This window comes from Nostoc sp. 'Peltigera membranacea cyanobiont' 210A (assembly GCF_002246015.1).
Lineage (GTDB): Bacteria > Cyanobacteriota > Cyanobacteriia > Cyanobacteriales > Nostocaceae > Nostoc.
In genome coordinates this window covers 19,422-36,274 of sequence record NZ_NOLJ01000019.1, presented here as the reverse complement: position 1 = coordinate 36,274, position 16,853 = coordinate 19,422, and the positions used below count along the sequence as shown (strand labels likewise).

At 42.5% G+C, this 16,853-nt stretch carries 21 protein-coding genes and 2 pseudogenes; 15 read left to right on the top strand and 8 right to left on the bottom strand.

The annotated features are described in order from the left end of the window. The first annotated feature begins 3 nt into the window (after positions 1 to 3). Positions 4 to 1,185: an aldo/keto reductase gene (locus CDG76_RS35065; RefSeq protein ID WP_094353423.1), complete on the top strand. Its 1,182-nt coding sequence runs from the start codon at positions 4 to 6 to the stop codon at positions 1,183 to 1,185. Between the two features lie 300 nt (positions 1,186 to 1,485). Here the strand turns inward: CDG76_RS35065 and CDG76_RS35060 are convergent, their stop codons facing one another. Beyond that, a complete protein-coding gene (locus CDG76_RS35060) occupies positions 1,486 to 2,814 on the bottom strand; it encodes a hemolysin family protein (protein ID WP_094353422.1) in 1,329 nt (442 codons plus the stop codon). Positions 2,815 to 3,054: 240 nt separating this feature from the next. On the opposite strand from CDG76_RS35060, the gene mfd reads away from it, so the two are divergent. From mfd to CDG76_RS35035, 6 genes and pseudogenes are all read left to right on the top strand, one after another. Beyond that, complete coding sequence (gene mfd, locus CDG76_RS35055; RefSeq protein WP_094353421.1) at positions 3,055 to 6,660, top strand: transcription-repair coupling factor; 3,606 nt, start codon at positions 3,055 to 3,057, stop codon at positions 6,658 to 6,660. 35 nt (positions 6,661 to 6,695) lie between these two features. After that, positions 6,696 to 6,839: a hypothetical protein gene (locus CDG76_RS37985; protein ID WP_190241080.1), complete on the top strand. Its 144-nt coding sequence runs from the start codon at positions 6,696 to 6,698 to the stop codon at positions 6,837 to 6,839. Between the two features lie 4 nt (positions 6,840 to 6,843). Beyond that, the gene (locus tag CDG76_RS35050; RefSeq protein ID WP_094353420.1) at positions 6,844 to 7,056 is read left to right on the top strand and encodes a hypothetical protein; all 213 of its coding nucleotides are present in this window, start codon (positions 6,844 to 6,846) and stop codon (positions 7,054 to 7,056) included. Further along, positions 7,053 to 7,317, top strand: a pseudogene (locus CDG76_RS35045) (type II toxin-antitoxin system RelE family toxin). Before CDG76_RS35050 ends, CDG76_RS35045 begins: the two are co-directional and overlap by 4 nt. Positions 7,318 to 7,434: 117 nt before the next feature. Continuing rightward, on the top strand, positions 7,435 to 7,695 hold the full coding sequence (locus CDG76_RS35040; RefSeq protein ID WP_094353419.1) for a hypothetical protein: 261 nt from the start codon (positions 7,435 to 7,437) through the stop codon (positions 7,693 to 7,695). Between the two features lie 9 nt (positions 7,696 to 7,704). Next, positions 7,705 to 8,085 (top strand): PIN domain-containing protein, encoded by a 381-nt coding sequence (locus CDG76_RS35035; RefSeq protein ID WP_094353418.1) that lies wholly within the window; start codon positions 7,705 to 7,707, stop codon positions 8,083 to 8,085. On the opposite strand, the gene CDG76_RS39310 is transcribed toward CDG76_RS35035, so the two are convergent. Beyond that, positions 8,082 to 8,210, bottom strand: coding sequence for a hypothetical protein (locus CDG76_RS39310; RefSeq protein WP_262984386.1), 129 nt, complete (start codon positions 8,208 to 8,210; stop codon positions 8,082 to 8,084). The genes CDG76_RS35035 and CDG76_RS39310 overlap by 4 nt on opposite strands. Before the next feature lie 29 nt (positions 8,211 to 8,239). On the opposite strand from CDG76_RS39310, the gene CDG76_RS35030 reads away from it, so the two are divergent. From CDG76_RS35030 to CDG76_RS35020, 3 genes and pseudogenes are all read left to right on the top strand, one after another. Continuing rightward, positions 8,240 to 8,884 (top strand): hypothetical protein, encoded by a 645-nt coding sequence (locus CDG76_RS35030; protein ID WP_094353417.1) that lies wholly within the window; start codon positions 8,240 to 8,242, stop codon positions 8,882 to 8,884. 132 nt (positions 8,885 to 9,016) lie between these two features. Further along, positions 9,017 to 9,220: pseudogene (locus CDG76_RS39490) on the top strand (type II toxin-antitoxin system HicB family antitoxin). Beyond that, the gene (locus CDG76_RS35020) at positions 9,183 to 9,425 is read left to right on the top strand and encodes a type II toxin-antitoxin system HicA family toxin (protein WP_223265527.1); all 243 of its coding nucleotides are present in this window, start codon (positions 9,183 to 9,185) and stop codon (positions 9,423 to 9,425) included. The pseudogene CDG76_RS39490 and the gene CDG76_RS35020 overlap by 38 nt, the downstream one beginning before the upstream one ends. A 7-nt stretch (positions 9,426 to 9,432) precedes the next feature. Here the strand turns inward: CDG76_RS35020 and CDG76_RS35015 are convergent, their stop codons facing one another. Then, entirely contained in the window at positions 9,433 to 9,903 is a 471-nt protein-coding gene (locus CDG76_RS35015) for a DUF29 domain-containing protein (protein ID WP_223265526.1), read from the bottom strand. Positions 9,904 to 9,940: 37 nt separating this feature from the next. Further along, positions 9,941 to 10,552: a pentapeptide repeat-containing protein gene (locus CDG76_RS35010; protein ID WP_094353415.1), complete on the bottom strand. Its 612-nt coding sequence runs from the start codon at positions 10,550 to 10,552 to the stop codon at positions 9,941 to 9,943. Positions 10,553 to 10,838: 286 nt separating this feature from the next. Between CDG76_RS35010 and CDG76_RS35005 the strand changes: the two genes are divergently transcribed. The 3 genes from CDG76_RS35005 (at position 10,839) to CDG76_RS34995 (ending at position 11,903) form a co-directional block, all read left to right on the top strand. Next, positions 10,839 to 11,057 carry a hypothetical protein gene (locus CDG76_RS35005; RefSeq protein WP_094353414.1) on the top strand — a complete coding sequence of 73 codons (219 nt, stop codon included), beginning with the start codon at positions 10,839 to 10,841 and terminating at the stop codon, positions 11,055 to 11,057. Positions 11,058 to 11,278: 221 nt separating this feature from the next. Further along, positions 11,279 to 11,554 carry a type II toxin-antitoxin system HicA family toxin gene (locus CDG76_RS35000; protein ID WP_190241079.1) on the top strand — a complete coding sequence of 92 codons (276 nt, stop codon included), beginning with the start codon at positions 11,279 to 11,281 and terminating at the stop codon, positions 11,552 to 11,554. Further along, complete coding sequence (locus CDG76_RS34995) at positions 11,520 to 11,903, top strand: type II toxin-antitoxin system HicB family antitoxin (RefSeq protein ID WP_094353413.1); 384 nt, start codon at positions 11,520 to 11,522, stop codon at positions 11,901 to 11,903. The genes CDG76_RS35000 and CDG76_RS34995 overlap by 35 nt, the downstream gene beginning before the upstream one ends. A 1-nt stretch (position 11,904) precedes the next feature. On the opposite strand, the gene CDG76_RS34990 is transcribed toward CDG76_RS34995, so the two are convergent. The 3 genes from CDG76_RS34990 to CDG76_RS34980 all read right to left on the bottom strand — a co-directional run bounded on the left by CDG76_RS34990 (position 11,905) and on the right by CDG76_RS34980 (position 13,852). Beyond that, on the bottom strand, positions 11,905 to 12,360 hold the full coding sequence (locus CDG76_RS34990) for an NUDIX hydrolase (protein ID WP_094353412.1): 456 nt from the start codon (positions 12,358 to 12,360) through the stop codon (positions 11,905 to 11,907). An 8-nt stretch (positions 12,361 to 12,368) separates the two neighbouring features. Continuing rightward, a complete protein-coding gene (locus CDG76_RS34985) occupies positions 12,369 to 12,821 on the bottom strand; it encodes a DUF3531 family protein (RefSeq protein WP_069070833.1) in 453 nt (150 codons plus the stop codon). Positions 12,822 to 12,895: 74 nt separating this feature from the next. Then, positions 12,896 to 13,852: a Sll0314/Alr1548 family TPR repeat-containing protein gene (locus tag CDG76_RS34980; RefSeq protein ID WP_094353411.1), complete on the bottom strand. Its 957-nt coding sequence runs from the start codon at positions 13,850 to 13,852 to the stop codon at positions 12,896 to 12,898. A gap of 309 nt (positions 13,853 to 14,161) precedes the next feature. Here CDG76_RS34980 and CDG76_RS34975 point away from each other — a divergent pair, with 309 nt between their 5' ends. Both CDG76_RS34975 and rsmG read left to right on the top strand, forming a co-directional pair. Further along, positions 14,162 to 14,836 (top strand): ABC transporter ATP-binding protein, encoded by a 675-nt coding sequence (locus CDG76_RS34975; RefSeq protein ID WP_094353410.1) that lies wholly within the window; start codon positions 14,162 to 14,164, stop codon positions 14,834 to 14,836. Between the two features lie 102 nt (positions 14,837 to 14,938). Beyond that, positions 14,939 to 15,673 (top strand): 16S rRNA (guanine(527)-N(7))-methyltransferase RsmG, encoded by a 735-nt coding sequence (gene rsmG, locus CDG76_RS34970; RefSeq protein WP_094353409.1) that lies wholly within the window; start codon positions 14,939 to 14,941, stop codon positions 15,671 to 15,673. A 35-nt stretch (positions 15,674 to 15,708) separates the two neighbouring features. On the opposite strand, the gene CDG76_RS34965 is transcribed toward rsmG, so the two are convergent. Beyond that, complete coding sequence (locus CDG76_RS34965) at positions 15,709 to 16,590, bottom strand: FG-GAP-like repeat-containing protein (protein WP_094353408.1); 882 nt, start codon at positions 16,588 to 16,590, stop codon at positions 15,709 to 15,711. Positions 16,591 to 16,853: the final 263 nt, after the last annotated feature.

Sequence of the window (16,853 nt, the reverse complement as noted above, 5' to 3'; positions counted from 1 at the left end):
CTGATGCTATATAGAAGATTTGGACGCACAGAATTAGAGATGCCAGTGTTTTCCTGCGGTGGCATGAGATATCAGTTCAAATGGGAGGATGTTCCCAATCATGAAATTCCTGCTGATAACCAGGCAAATCTGGAAGCGACTATTAGAAGGGCAGTCGAAGTTGGGATTAATCATATTGAAACTGCCCGTGGTTATGGCACTTCTGAAATGCAATTGGGGAGAATATTGCCCAAGTTTCCCCGCGAAAAGTTGATTGTTCAGACTAAAATCAGTCCAAAGGCAGATGCAAAAGAATTTCGGGAGACGTTTGAACAATCCTTGAAAAATCTCCAACTAGATTATGTTGACCTTTTAGGGTTGCATGGCATCAATCATCCTGAGTCCTTAGATGAAAGCATCCGTCCCGGCGGCTGTTTGGAAGTAGCGCAGCAGTTGCGAGCAGAGGGAAAAGTTAGATTTATTGGCTTTTCCACACACGGCTCGACAAATATGATTGTGCAGACAATTAATACTAATCAATTTGATTACGTGAACCTGCACTGGTACTACATTAATCAATGGAATTGGGCGGCAATTGAAGCAGCTAAACGCCACGATATGGGGGTGTTTATTATTAGCCCATCTAATAAAGGAGGTTTGTTGTATGAACCGCCAGAAAAATTAGTAAATCTTTGCGCCCCATTGAGTCCAATGATGTTTAATGATTTGTTTTGTTTGAGTCATCAAGAGGTACATACCCTGAGCTTAGGAGCAGCAAAACCACAAGATTTTGACGAGCATCTGAAGACTTTAGAATTAATAGATCGGGCATCAGAAATTTTGCCGCCAATTTTAGCAAGGTTGGAATCAGAAGCGATCGCGACTTTGGGAGAAGATTGGGTAAAATCCTGGGAAACAAATCTACCAACCTTTGACGAAACCCCTGGTGAGGTAAATATTCGGGTAATTTTGTGGCTGCGAAATTTAGCGATCGCCTACGATTTAGTAGACTACGCTAAAATGCGCTACAACCTGCTTGGCAATGGTGGTCACTGGTTCCCCGGCAACAAAGCCGATCGGCTAGATGAATTAAACTTGCGGCAATGTCTTACCCGGAATCCCCATGCCGATAAAATCCCCCAACTTTTGGAACAAGCTCATCAGATGTTAGCGGGTGAAGAGGTCAAACGTCTATCTCGCACTTAGGGACTTCCAAATAAAAAATATCCCAAAACTAACGCAAAAACCCTCTCTATTTCTTCTCTCTCTGTGTTCTCTGTGCCTCTGTGGTTGGTTTGTTCGTTTATTTATTGGGATAATTTATACCAATTCAATTAATGATTGCAACACATCGTTGGGTAAAGACGCGATGAATCGCGTCTCTACAAATGGTCTATTTGTCGCATTCTTTTTTCCAATTGGTATTATTTGCTGGAAGTCCCTTAAAGGGATTGGGAAGAGACAAGGGAGTGACTTTTTGAATAATTCCTCCTTTGCCTCCTTTTGCTAGTCAGATTTTTTCGTATCTGCTGATTTAACTGCCTTCGGTACGACTAGCACCTTATCAACGCGATTACCATCCATATCCATTACTTCAATTCGCATACTTTGCCATTCAAAATGATCTGCTGCGGCAGGAATACGACCTAGATGGGTAATCACAAAACCGCCTAAAGTTTGATAACTGCCCCGTTCCTCGGATTCCCACTCTTCCATACCAAAAAGTTCCAAAAACTCCTCTACAGGTAACATCCCATCCAAAAGCCAGGAACCATCTTCGCGTTGCACAGCTTGGGGTTGATCCTGCCCATCTGTTGAAGGAACATCACCCACGATTTCACTCATGATGTCGTTGAGAGTGACTAATCCTTGAATCACCCCGTATTCATCCACTACTAGCGCCATGTGAGTAATGGTTTGCTTGAACAATTCCAAAACTTTCAAACCACGGGTGCTTTCTGGCACAAATACAGGCTGTCGCAATCCCACTGTCAAGTCTAGTGGTTCTCCTCGGAAACTCCTGGCTAATAAGTCGGTGACAGGGATTACACCCAGCACGTTGTCAAGTCCCGCCTGACAAACTGGATACCGAGAATAAGCACTATCAACCATTTTTTGGCGATTTTCTTCGGCAGAGTCGTCTAAGTCTAGCCAGACAATATCGGGGCGGGGTGTCATTAAGTAGCTAACGGGGCGATCGCCTAAACGAAAGACTCGCTCTACCATATCCTGTTCAGCTTCCTCAAAGGTTCCCGCCTCAGTACCTTGCTCAATTAAGATTTTAATTTCTTCTTCGGTGACTTGCGGCTCGGTAGAAGCTGTAATTCCCAGCACTCGTAAGATCAAATCTGTCGAAGCACTTAAAAGATATACCATTGGCGAAGCGATCGCCGATAAGGCGCGCATTGGAATAGCTACAGTCGATGCAATTTTTTCTGGGTTGTTTAATGCCAGACGCTTTGGTACTAATTCGCCAACAATCAGTGACAAATAGGTAATGATCAAAACCACTACTCCAAAAGATATCGGTTCACTATAAGGTGCTAACAAAGGTACAAGTTTTACATAGACTGCCAGTCGGTTGGCAATTGTTGCTCCTCCAAAAGCACCAGTTAGGATACCGATCAGGGAAATACCCACTTGAACAGTTGACAGGAAATGATTTGGAGACTCCGCTAATTTCAATGCTGCCATTGCCTTGGCATCTCCTTGATTGGCAAGCTGTTGTAACCTTACTTTCCGGGCCGAGACAATCGCCATCTCAGACATAGAAAACACGCCATTGGCAATAATTAGCACCAAAATGATTAAAATTTCAAAAGTGATGGAGGACATGTTTAAAATTGCCGCTTATCAGAGCGAACGTAGCTCAATCCCTAGTATCTAGTATTAAAGGTGCTTCGATAAATACTTTGACTATATACAAAGTAGTAGTTATAGTTCTTAAGTTTATTAGTCACTGTGGATTATTCTTCCACTGAAGGAATAAGAAAGCTGTTAACACTTTTAAAATAGTTGACATAAACTGCCTTAAGATTTGCTGACCCACAAAGACTCCCATCGCTAGTAGTACTTATGTCATTTTCTTCTATTGTGCGTGCCTTAGGCCGATCGCCGCTCACTACTGAATTTATTTCTAAGCTGAATCGACAACAAGAATTGCGGTTAAATGGCATTCCCAGGCTGCCCAAGACTCTAGTGGCTTCGGCATTAGCGCAGTCTCAGGGCAAGGATTTGTTTGTGGTTTGCGCCACTCTGGAAGAAGCTGGACGCGTTTACGCACAACTGGAGGCAATGGGATGGCAAACAGTACATTTTTACCCCACCTCCGAGGCTTCTCCCTACGAACCTTTTGACCCGGAAACTGAAATGAGTTGGGGGCAAATGCAGGTTTTGGCAGATTTGGGCATGAGGGATAGGGGAGTGGGGACTGGGGACTGGGGACTGGGGGGACAAGGAGGACAAGAGGGAATTATTGAAAAAGTTACTCCCTTGTCTGTTCCCAATCCCCAATTCCCAATCCCCAATCCCGGAGCGAAGCGACCTTTAGCAATTGTGGCTACTCAAGGGGCGCTGCAACCTCATTTACCACCACCAGAAGCTTTTGGGCAATTCTGTCTTACCCTGAAAAAAGGGATGGAATTAGACCTGAATAGCTTCAGTGAGAAAATAACTATTTTGGGGTACGAAAGAGTTCCTTTGGTGGAAATGGAAGGGCAATGGAGTCGGCGGGGCGATATTGTTGATGTGTTCCCGGTTTCTTCTGAATTTCCAGTCAGGTTGGAATGGTTTGGTGATGAAATCGAGCAAATGCGGGAATTTGACCCAGCAACCCAACGTTCCGCCCTCGACAAAGTTGACCAGATAATTCTTACCCCCACTAGCTTTACTCCTGTGGTGATGGCTGCACTGAAAAATAGTGCCCAGTTCCGAGTGCTAAGTGCTGAGTTAAATTCTGACTCAGCACACAGCACTAATAACTCATCGCTGATTGAAGGTAGCCGTCGCTTTTTGGGGTTAGCATTCGAGCAACCAGCATCTCTGCTAAACTACTTAGCAGAAAATACCTTAATTGCCATTGATGAGCCAGAACAGTGTCATGCTCATAGCGATCGCTGGGTGGAAAATGCAGAAGAACAATGGGGAATGGCGCATGGGGAAGAATCAACTCCCCTAACATTGCCGAAAATCCACCGTTCGTTTGACGACTGTCTGGTTGATGTTGCCAAATTTAAAACATTATATTTATCGGAACTGTCAGAGGAAAATAGTGGGATCAATCTTGCCAGCCGTCCTGTTCCAGCCACGCCACACCAGTTTGCTAGACTAGCTGAAACCCTCCGCCAAGAACGCGATCGCAATTTCTCGATCTGGCTGCTTTCTGCTCAACCTTCGCGTTCTGTCTCGCTATTACAAGAACATGATTGTCCGGCTCAGTTTATCCCCAATCCCCGCGACTACCAAGCGATCGATAAGCTGCAAATTAACCATATTCCTATAGCTCTAAAATATTCTGGTCTGGCGGAATTAGAAGGTTTTATCCTGCCTACATACCGATTGGTAATTGTTACAGATCGGGAATTTTTTGGGCAGCATTCCTTGGCGACTCCCGGCTATATCCGCAAGCGCCACAAAGCTACTTCTAAGCAAGTTGATCCCAATAAGCTGCGTCCAGGTGATTATGTAGTTCACAGAAATCATGGTGTTGGCAAATTTGTCAAGCTGGAAAGTTTGACGATTAATAACGAAACCCGTGATTATTTGGTAGTGCAGTATGCTGACGGGTTACTTAGAGTCGCAGCCGATCAAGTAGGGGCTTTATCGCGGTTCCGCGCCGCAGGTGATAAAGCACCGGAACTTAACAGGATGACCGGTAAAGCTTGGGAAAATACCAAGAATAAAGTCCGCAAAGCGATTAAAAAATTGGCGGTGGACTTGTTGAAACTGTATGCAGCGCGATCGCAACAACAAGGTTTTAGCTTTCCAGGTGATATGCCTTGGCAGGAGGAATTAGAAGATTCTTTCCCCTACCAACCCACAACGGATCAGCTCAAAGCTGTACAAGATGTAAAACGCGACATGGAAAGCGATCGCCCAATGGATCGCTTAGTTTGTGGCGATGTCGGTTTCGGGAAGACGGAAGTGGCGATTCGTGCTGTTTTTAAAGCAGTCACCGCCGGTAAACAAGTGGCACTCCTTGCGCCAACGACTATTTTAACACAGCAGCATTACCATACACTCAAAGAACGTTTTGCTCCCTACCCCGTGAATGTCGGTTTACTCAACCGTTTTCGGTCTGCTGAAGAACGCCGCGAGATTCAAAAGCGATTGGCAACGGGTGAATTAGATGTAGTAGTTGGTACACACCAACTTTTAGGTAAAGGTGTGATGTTCCGGGATTTAGGACTGTTGGTGGTGGATGAAGAACAACGATTTGGGGTAAACCAGAAAGAGAAAATTAAAAGCTTGAAAACTCAAGTGGATGTGCTTACCCTCTCCGCCACACCCATTCCCCGAACTTTGTATATGTCCTTGTCGGGAATTCGAGAAATGAGTTTGATTACCACGCCACCCCCAACCAGACGACCAATTAAAACCCATCTTTCACCGATTAATTCTGAAAGTATTCGCACTGCAATTCGTCAAGAATTAGACAGAGGTGGACAGGTGTTTTATGTAGTTCCACGAGTAGATGGAATTGAAGAGACAACAGCCAATTTACGAGAAGTAATACCAGGAGCTAGATTTGCGATCGCTCACGGTCAAATGGATGAAAGCGAGTTAGAATCAACCATGCTCACCTTCAGCAACGGTGATGCAGATATCCTTGTTTGTACGACAATTATTGAATCTGGCTTAGATATTCCACGAGTCAACACGATTTTGATTGAAGATGCTCACCGCTTTGGATTAGCACAGCTGTATCAATTACGCGGTCGTGTGGGACGTGCAGGGATACAAGCTCATGCTTGGTTATTTTATCCGAAGCAACGGGCATTATCTGATGCAGCACGGCAACGTTTACGAGCGATTCAGGAATTTACTCAGCTAGGTTCTGGATATCAGCTAGCGATGCGCGATATGGAAATCAGAGGCGTGGGTAACTTGCTAGGTGCAGAACAATCCGGTCAAATGGATGCCATCGGTTTTGATTTATACATGGAAATGCTAGAAGAAGCAATTCGGGAAATTCGAGGACAAGAAATTCCGAAAGTGGAGGATACCCAGATTGACCTCAACTTGACAGCATTTATTCCGGCAGATTATATCACTGATTTGGATCAAAAGATGAGTGCATACCGGGCGGTGGCGACAGCCAAATCTAAATCAGAATTAAAGCTAATTGCAGCTGAGTGGAGCGATCGCTATGGTAGTTTACCAGTCCCTGCAAATCAACTTTTGCGAGTCATGGAACTCAAGCAGCTAGCGAAAAAACTCGGATTTAGCCGGATTAAACCAGAACAAAAGCAACACGTTGTTTTAGAAACGCCGATGGAAGAACCCGCTTGGAATTTGTTGGCGGCAAATTTACCAGACAATCTCAAAACGCGCTTTGTGTTTTCTCCTGGTAAAGTGACAGTGCGCGGGTTAGGAGTTTTTAAAGCAGATCAACAATTGCAGAATTTGATTGATGCTTTTGGGAGAATGCAGGGTGCGATTCCAGAGGCCGCTGTTATTTGATCGGTAGAAAAAGATTAGTCATCAAGTGAAAACCTATGTCAGACTTACTTAGAAAAATTCCAGTTAATCCCAAACAATATGGTGGTCGCGTATTGACAGCACTGGCACTTCAGACAAGTGATATTAGAGTAAAATTAGGTGTTCAAACTCTAGACAGTGACGAGCAGTTAAAAAGATAGAAATATGGAAACTACAACTAAAAGGCAAGCGTTAATCAAGGCTATCAATGAACAATTAGAACTCGCTTATGACGATACCTTACAAGAGATTTTATCACTGTTAAAAATCCGCAAGCAAGAAGACGAGTCTGACGAAAGAGACTTTGAAGAGGGATTAAAAGATATCGTAGAAAATGGCACTCTAACTTGGTCAGAACATCAGCAAAAAACTGCATGAGCTACCGAGTAGAAATTTCCAAAGGTGCATCTAAACAACTCAAAAAGTTACCCGTAAGATATTCAGGAAAGGCTAGAGAGCAAAATTCAACAATTAGCTCTTGATCCACGCCCTGATGGTGTCGGCAAATTAAAAAATGGTGAAAATCGTTATCGCATCAGAGTCGGCGATTATCGGATTTTGTATCATATTTACGATGATGTCTTAGTAGTAACCGTTGTCAGAGTAGGACATCGTAGAGAAGTTTATAAAGATGATTGATGCTTGAGCAGGCAAGAATTTCATACCCATGCTAGAAAAAGATTAGTCATCAATTGCTTGATAAGTTTTGCTCAAGTTTTTATCAATTAAGAACCAAACCTACAGGCGATAAGCAGAGTGAGTATTAATCTTGATTTGCCACCAGAGCTAGAAAACCAGCTTTTTACTGAAGCTTCTCGGTTAAATCTTCCTCTTTCTGAATACATTCTTCGGATTCTTTCTGTGAGACAGGTTTTAGCAAATCCTCCCAAGACAGGAGCCGAACTCGTTGCTTATTGGCAGAGTGAAGGTGTGATAAACTCACGACCTGATATTACAGATAGCCAAGCATACGCTCGGAAGTTACGCCATGAGGCCCAAACCCGTGAGCGAGAATAGGTAAAGTTGATGTATTTGCTAGATACCGACATTTTGATTGATATTCAACGAGGTCATGCTCCTGCAATAACTTGGTTTGGCAGTTTATCAGAGTTGCCCAGTGTGCCCGGCTTTGTAGTCATGGAACTGATTCAGGATTCTCAAAACAAGCAACAATTGAGTAACGCTTTAAAACTGGTTGCGCCGCTACCTGTAGTCTGGGCTACTGAGGCTGACTTGACTCGCGCCTTGTCTGACTTTACGACCTACCATTTATCTAACAGTTTAGGGTTGTTAGATGCGCTGATAGCTGCTTGTGCTGTTGGGCAAGGTGCAACACTTTGTACATTCAATGTTAAACATTACCGTGTTGTTCCCGGCCTTGTTATGGCACAACCCTACACACGTTAATACCTTTCCAACACTCCGACGTTTTGAGTAAAATGCAAAGTGCGTAGGCATAGCCAGTCGTAGACATCGCTGTTATCTGTGTAATTTCGGTGGTGAGTTAGTTTTGTCTGTGAGAGATTAGGCATCTAAGTTTCCATAGCGCGGACAAGCAACGATGGAAAAAGAAAAATTTCACATTGGCCCAACATACCTTGGTATTGAGGGTGTTTTTGAGAGCACGGATATATACGGAAATCAAATTAAGCGTCCTGATTCTTGGGAGGATGAGGGAGAAGTTGTTGTTTGGGGATATCGAATATCTGGTTCAGCAGTTTCTTTTCGTTCTCAGATTGACTACTTTCCAAAAAATCGACTTCAATATGTAGATATATGTCAGTTTGTTTGCGATCGTATGGCAGACTTACTTGATGAATGCATTCAGAGGATCAAACAACATAATAATTTAGAAGATTCATCTGTAGATATAGCAGATTATGGATTTAGAATTTATCATTATTGTGAATATTTTTTGGGGGAAGAAGAAGAGACTCTATCTGTGAAGTTAAACCGTCTTTCTAAAAGCGGGAAATTAAAGCAGGGAAACCGTAAAGGTGGGCTGTCTGAAAAAGTTGCTCAAATTGGGGAGATTGATTTCTGCCTCAGTTCTGAATCGATAACTTTGATGAGAAAAATTAACAGTGAGAAAAAAGGATTTGTTAGAGATGTTGAGCAACACAATCTCAAAACATATCAAGAATATTTAGATTTAAAAAAAAGCAGAATAAATGACTATAATCTGCTGGACATACTTGAACTTTAAAGAGAAGTGTAGGCAGTCAGTTAGAGTAGTCTAACACTCTCTTGGAGTGGAAAATATTAATTTGAATAGCCACAGTTAAGAGCAAACAGGTGTGGTTATTAGCATATTCTTACAAACTAGCTCAACAAGTTTATGAAAATCAGAGCGATCATTCATCCAGCAGAAGAAGGCGGCTATTAGGCAGAGGTTCCCGCGCTTCCCGGTTATATTATCGAAGGAGATACCATAGAAGAGGTAATGGCTAATTTAAAAGATGCTATTGAAGGTTGGCTTGAAGTTGCCAACAGTGGTAATGCAATTGAGTCAACAGATCGAGTTGTCGAAATTGCTGTATGAAATCGATTTCTGGCAAGCAACTTGTAAGATTGTGGAACAAAAAGGTTGGGTTTTGCAAAGAATTACTGGCAGTCATCATATTTATGAAAACCCTGAAACACAAAAAATTCTGTCAATTCTTGTTCATCGCAATCAAGATTTGAAAGTTGGAACCTTGAAAGCCTTGATAAAAATAGCCCAGCTATCTGAGGAAGATTTACTTTAATTTCAAATTACTGCTCTGATTCATCTAGTAACTTGCTTGGTTCACCGGGGTAGAAATCATAGTCCACAATCTCTACCAAACTGTAAGGACACTCTACCGGAAAAGTCCGCTTGGGCAAATCTGTTTCTCCAACAGCCAATTCGACACCTTTAAAGTAGGCTTTGCGAAGCGCTTCTTCAAAGTAGGGCTTTAGGCTAGGATTGTCTTCGAGTAGTTCAGCAATATCTAAGCGTTGAATACGGAGTGTTGCTAACCAGCTACGGCTACGGCGCCCTGACTGGTACTGCCATTTTAGTAAATGTCCAATCAATACACTTAGACGGTTTCGTAATTCTTGACGTTGCTGTTTACCCAAAGATTGAATCTCCTCAATCAGATTTTGCAGATCAATCTGACTCCACTGCTCATTGCGAAGTAAATTTACTTGTTCCTGTGTCCAAGCGTAAAAATCAGTTTCGTAGAGGCTTGGGGAAGGCATTGGTATTTTTGGGTTTGTTTCAGGTACACGCATTAGGTTAGTTCAACCTCAACGTCTTTTCTCGGAAGGTGCCATCAGGCATAAGCGTATTGCAGAGAATAGCTACACTCAGATCAACCCCAGCCAAATTGGTGTAAGTCAGGTTAGCGTCTCGCAGTTTGGTGTTTCTCAAATCAGCTCCGACCAAATTAGCTCCAGTCAAATTAGCCCTAGCCAAATTGGCACTTTCCAAGTTGGCATTTCTCAAGTCGGCATCTACCAAGCTAGCACTTGCCAGGTCGGCGCTTTCCAAGTTAGCACTTCTCAAGTCGGCATCTACCAAGCTAGCGCCTCCGAGAGAGGTGCGAATCATCTGAGATTTTCTCAAATCAGCACCAATCAAAATAGCTCCCTCGAAGTTGGATTCAGACAAAATAGCCTCACTGAGATTGGCTCCACTCAAATTAGCTTCCATAAACCCACAGTCCGCAATTCCAGCACTCTGGAAATTGGCGTTGCTCAAATTGGAACGCTCAAAATAGACAAGCAAGTAAGCACCACTAAGGTTGATTCCTTGGAGGTCAAGTCCAATAAGCTCACCACTGAGATTGGCTCCACTAAAATCTCTTTCCCCAGCAGCATAACGCTCCAACAATTCCTCAGTAGTCATAACTCACCTCTTGAAATAAACAATACTTTGAACTGAAACCGTCTTTTTTTGGCTTTGTTCAAGTAAATGTCAACCAGATACTTGAAGATTTATTCCAATAAACTAGGAAAAAAACTACGTTCTTCTTGACCATAATTTGTTTTTGCGCTAAGAAACCTAACAACCTAACACTTGCTTCTACTAAAACTTTACTACTTCTGCTATGGAGAGCGATCGCACCATAACAACCCCAACAGACTACAAGCAGAGATAATTTATAGTATGACTTTTGTAACGATTGACAGCTATGACAGAGCTACTTGAAAAAGCGATCGCTAAACTAAAAAATTTACCTGGCAATGAGCAAGATGCGATCGCGGCAATGATTTTAGAAGAACTAGAAGATGAGCGCTCTTGGGATGAAGCTTTCGCCCGTTCCCCTGATGTACTCGCTTTCCTGGCAACTGAGGTAATGGCTGAATACCGCGCAGGAAAAACCCAAGAGTTAGATCCAGATACATTGTGAAGTCAGGTATAACAAGTTGCTCTCTCAGTTGTAGCGACACAGTGCGATCGCATACCCAATTTTGATCAAAAGATGAGTGCTTACTGTGCGGGAACGGTGGCGAAATATGAACCAGAATTAACTTAGATTGGAGTTGATTGGTGCGATACCTTTTTTCATACAACAAGCGATCGCTTTTTTATCTCTCAAAATTTTGATACTATATATAGTATCATCTCTCAATGAGCAAATTAAGAAAATTAGTAGATCAGTTCCTAAAGCGACCTCCAGAAGTGCGCTTTCAGGAAGTTTACTATCTATTAGAAGCTTTTGGCTTTGAAGAGAAAAGGTCTAAGGGTAGCCATCATAGCTTCCGAGACTCCCAAGGTAAAACCATCACTGTACCCAAAACAGGAGGACAAAAAGTTAAGGGAATCTATGTACAGCAAATAGTTGAATTCTTAAATTTAGAAGAGTGGATTGATGAAGACACTGAACCAGAAGAACCAGCAGATTGAGAAGCCGTCTTTAGAATATTATTTAAATCTCCAGTACCCTGTAACACTTTACCCCGATCCAGAGGGGGGATATGTAGCTCAAATTAAGGATTTACCTGGATGTCTCACCCAAGGCGAAACCCTTGAAGAGACAATGGCAAATCTCAATGAGGCTCGGGAATTGTGGATTGAAACAGCTCATGAAGCCGGCGATTGCATTCCCTTACCAAGTACTAATGATAGCTATAGCGGTAAACTACTACTACGGATGCCAAAATCTTTACATCGACGTTTAGCCGAGGCTTCTGAACGGGAAGGCGTTAGTCTCAACCAATATATTGTGTCTTTGTTGAGTGCGATTTCCAGATGATTTATAAATATTCAAAAAATACTTCAGGTACTAATCTTAATTCCCCAGATTTCAAGCGAGAGATATCTACCCATAATGCTCTATGTTTATGATGTGGTGATTCGGAAAAAACTAAACTTTCCAGTTGATAAAATTTTGAATCAACAAAGTCACATTGATAAAGCTGAATGATTTCATGACCTTGCCTACCATTAAATATAAACAGGTTCTCTATACAACCGAGATATTTAATATTCGTTAAGTCTGCCTGAATTTCCTCTTGAAACTCCCGTTCTAAGGCGGCGCGGCTGGTTTCGCCAAATTCAACACCACCGCCTAAAGCCCGATAAAATGTTTCTTGTTTTACGGGGTCGTAGCCTTCAGAAAGAAATATGCGTTCGCCCTTGGCGTTGGCGGAGCCATCGCCATTCCGAATTAACCCCAAGGCTATTACCCGAATTTCGCCAGCTTTATTCATTTTTGTAACTAATTATCATAAATAGACTGAGGACGACTTTCGCTATCCTCAATAGGCCAATCTGGATTTTCGCCACCGATGTATAATTCTTCAATGGTGACATATTCCTGACTCAGCTGTGTAAGGGCGTTGATTAAAATATCTAATGCGATCGCATCACTGGTTCCTAAGTCAAACCAACAACGCCCCCACTGTCCCTCATATTCAAACTCACCGATGTTATGCATCAGTGCTAGCAGGCTTTTGTCATAGCCTTGTTCATCATAATTCATGTAGCTGATATCGAGTCCAGTGTCCTGCACCTGGAGATTCTCCGCATTAAATGCACCCAATTTACCTAAATAAAACCAGGAATTGAAAACTTCTTCTACATACTGCTTTTCACGCGCAGAAGGATTTGTGCTGAATTTCAGCCAAATCCACATATCAAAAGGATTAATTTCGCGGAACTGAATCTCCATTTTGGTCTAATATCTCAAGTACTCTTCTGCAAATAAGCATATCAAAGTAGGGAGTGGAGAGTGGGGAATGGGGGTTAAGGATTCTTCAAGCTAACAGCACTTCTGCGTTCACGCTCAATTTGTTTAACTAAATCGCCTGGGAGTTGGGATTTTTTAGTCAATGCTTTGTCAAAATTAGCGATCGCTTCCTGGAACAACTGCTGGCTTTTTTCTTTTTGCCCCAGTTGTTTAAGGATTTGGGCTTTGAGATAATAAATTTCTGGATTATCTGATGTGGTTTTAATCGCTCGGTTGACATACTCTAGTGCCTGTGAGTATTGTTTTAAATCTCGGTAAGCAAGAGCAATACCCCGATCCACTAAATACCCAGGAGCAGCATTTTGTTCTAAACGTCGAATTGCCTGATCTGGGCTAGCAAAAGGCAAATTAACCGCCAATAATAAATCCATATAACCCTTGATTAAATTCAGTTCTGGATCGTTGGCAGAAATTGCTTCAGCTTTGTCTAAATATTCATAAACTTGTCGCAACCGACTAAAAGCTTGTGGCACACCATTGAGTGTACCTTCACGGGTGATAACTACTGCACCTTCTAAAAAATGACCAACAGCAGTGTATAAATTACCACGCAATGGATCGGTAGGAATCAGTTTTTGTCCTGTTTCTAGAGTTTTCTGACTGTAGGTACTTAGTTTAGCCCAATCTTTATTTCCGTATGCTAAAGATGCCTTCATAGCATAGGCTAGAGGTTCATTTGGCTCTTTGGATAGTGCTTGTTCCAGATAACGATCTGCTGCTGGATAGTTGCCCTGTTGGAAAATTGCTTTAAAAGCTGCTTCTGTTTGGTCGCCAATTTGATGAGGTTCGCGATCGCGAAACGGATCGCCAGCCAGGGAGGGATTTACCCAGATATTAAGTGCGATTGCCCAAGGGGCAACGCCAAAGGCGAACGCAACTGTAAAAGCAGTCTGAGCAAGAGTAGTGAGTTGAGCAGACACTACTAATTGAGGCAAAGAAAACCTTTTAGTCATTTTAACCCTCAGAATAATTGCGGTTGAAATAGTTGTATGTGTTACTTAGAATGCAAAAATGGTTAATTTCAACTTGCCTTTGCTTCAACCAAAATTTTTTTATATATTGGTAATCTTTCCATGTTTCCAGGCTTGCTCTAGCCATTATTTCAGGGTTAGTCTGCCACAATGGAGAAAAAGTGGATAATTCTTGCTGCTAAATTAAGGTGTTAATCCAGGTAAGGCGCTATAAATTGTTTTTCCAGAATTTTCCAGACATTCTCAGTGTAAGTAATCAGTAATTTGCTGACTTTTTGGTAATCTTAACAAATGCTTTATCTCCGAAATGTAAATTATCATCCTACAGCGTGCCCAACAGCGATTCTCAAATCGATCAATTTAGAATTAGCACCCCAGCAGCTAGGTCTGATTATTGGCCCGAGTGGTTCCGGTAAAAGTACCTTATTAGAAATTTTGTCGGGACTAGCCGAACCTACTACTGGCGCACTCTTCTGGCGGGAACAAGAACTTATAGCCGAACAGCTACAACAATTAGCCGGGTTAGTATTTCAGTTTCCAGAGCGACACTTTTGTGGTGGTTCGATTTTAGAAGAATTACGTTTAGGACATCCTGAGCTAGGGTCAGAACGAGTCAGACAGGCCCTAAGTGAGGTGGGATTAGAGCATTTATCGCTTTCCGCTGCCCCTCATGCTTTGAGTGGTGGTCAGCAACGACGTTTAGCTTTGGCAGTCCAATTAATTCGCCAGCCAAATTTGCTGTTATTGGATGAACCCACAGCTGGTTTAGATTGGTCAATGCGTCGGCAACTGGTAAATTTATTAGCGAAACTCAAACAAGATTGGACATTGTTAATTGTGACACACGACGCTGGGGATCTGTTAGCGATCGCAGACCGTTGCTGGACGCTCAACCACGGTGAACTAGAATCAGTAGATCCAAAGTCACTAGAATCCAAAGTTAAAGAACCTCTACCGACGGTGTGAGAGCAGGGGGAGCAGGGGGAGCAGGGGGAGAAGGAGAATAACTATGCTCAATGCCCCATGACAAATGACAAATACTTCGGCTTCGCTCAGTACAAGTGACAAATGACAAACCTATTGCCTGAAATGGCAGAAATCTGGCAGCAAACTCTTAATTGGCAACCAACTCTTCAACAACAAGCGCAATTCCAAAAGCTTTATGAGTTAATCCTAGAAGGTAATCGCCAACTAAATTTAACTCGGATCGTTGATCCCCAAGAGTTTTGGGAAAAACATCTCTGGGATTCTCTACGAGGAATTGCACCTCTGTTATCAGCAAATTTCTCCCCCGCTTCCCCTGCTCTCATCGATATTGGTACAGGTGCGGGTTTTCCGGGTGTTCCCGTAGCAATTACTGTAACTAATTGCCCAATTACTCTTCTTGATTCCACTCGGAAAAAAATTACTTTTCTCGACAATATATTAACTGAACTTGCCCTTACCAATGCCAAAACTCATGTTGGTAGAGCGGAAGAAATCGGTCAGCACCGCCAACATCGACTAGCTTATGATATTGCATTGATCCGTGCTGTAGGGGCAGCCTCTGTCTGTGCAGAATATACCCTACCACTGCTCAAACAGGGAGGTTTAGCTATAATTTATCGCGGTAATTGGACAGAGGATGAAACAGCTGCTTTAAAGAATGCTGTGAACCAGTTGGGTGGCGTTATTGAATCAATCGAACAATTTACCACACCCTTGAGTCACAGCATCCGCCACTGTGTGTATTTGCGTAAGGTAGCTGCCACTCCAGCTAATTTTCCTCGTGCTATAGGTGTACCGACTCAAAAGCCTCTTTGAGGGGTAAGTGCGAGAAAAAAGACAAAGTATTAGCCCTAATTCCCAAAAATATACCAAGTGCCATTACTCGGTCGCCAAACTGCGAAGTCATTCCTAATAGAGAAATCATAATTGCCAGGGGCAGGAATATCACCACCTACGCCCCATTGTCTAGTAACTGCTACACCTGTAGAACTGTTAATTACATACCAAGTACCATCACTCGGTCGCCAGACTGCATAATCACTCCTACCATCATTATCGTATTTGCCAGGGGCGGGAACATCACCACCAACGCCCCATTGTCTAGTAACTGCTACACCTGTAGAACTGTTAATTACATACCAAGTACCATTACTCGGTCGCCAGACTGCAAAATCAGTTTTACTATCGCTGTCATAATCGCCGGGAACAGGAATATCGCCACCGACGCCCCATTGTCTAGTAACTGCTACACCTGTAGAACTGTTAATTACATACCAAGTCCCATTACTCGGTCGCCAGACTGCAAAATCAGTTCTACCGTCAATATCGTATCTGCCAGGTGCAGGAACATCACCACCAACGCCCCATTGTCTAGTAACTGCTACACCTGTAGAACTGTTAATTACATACCAAGTCCCATTACTCGGTCGCCAGACTGCATAATCAGTTTTGCGATCGCTATCATAATCGCCGGGAACAGGAATATCGCCTCCTACGCCCCATTGCCTAGTAACTGCTACACCTGTAGAACTGTTAATTACATACCAAGTCCCATTACTCGGTCGCCAGACTGCATAATCAGTTCTACCATCATTATCATAATCGCCAGGAACGGGAATATCGCCACCTACACCCCATTGTCTAGTAACTTGAGCTTGTGCTTTAAAATTTACAATTCCAAGAAGCAATGGAACAGTTAAAGCAACCGTTAATAATTTGCAACCAATCTTCATGAGAACATCCTCCTTATAATCAAATTTAAATTCGACATTTAAATAAAGGTTCTAAATTTCATGTATTGTGATGATTAAATCCGAAATTGCAATCTTATATAAATTTTGTCAGCACAAGTAATTTAGCACCATACAGGTAAGATTAGTTACAAGATTTATTGAGATATATTCATATTTCTAACGTAAAATCAAGCTATATTAAATCTCAAAAAATAAAAAAAATACCTGCAATAATTGAACAAAACTAATTATTAAAGAAAATC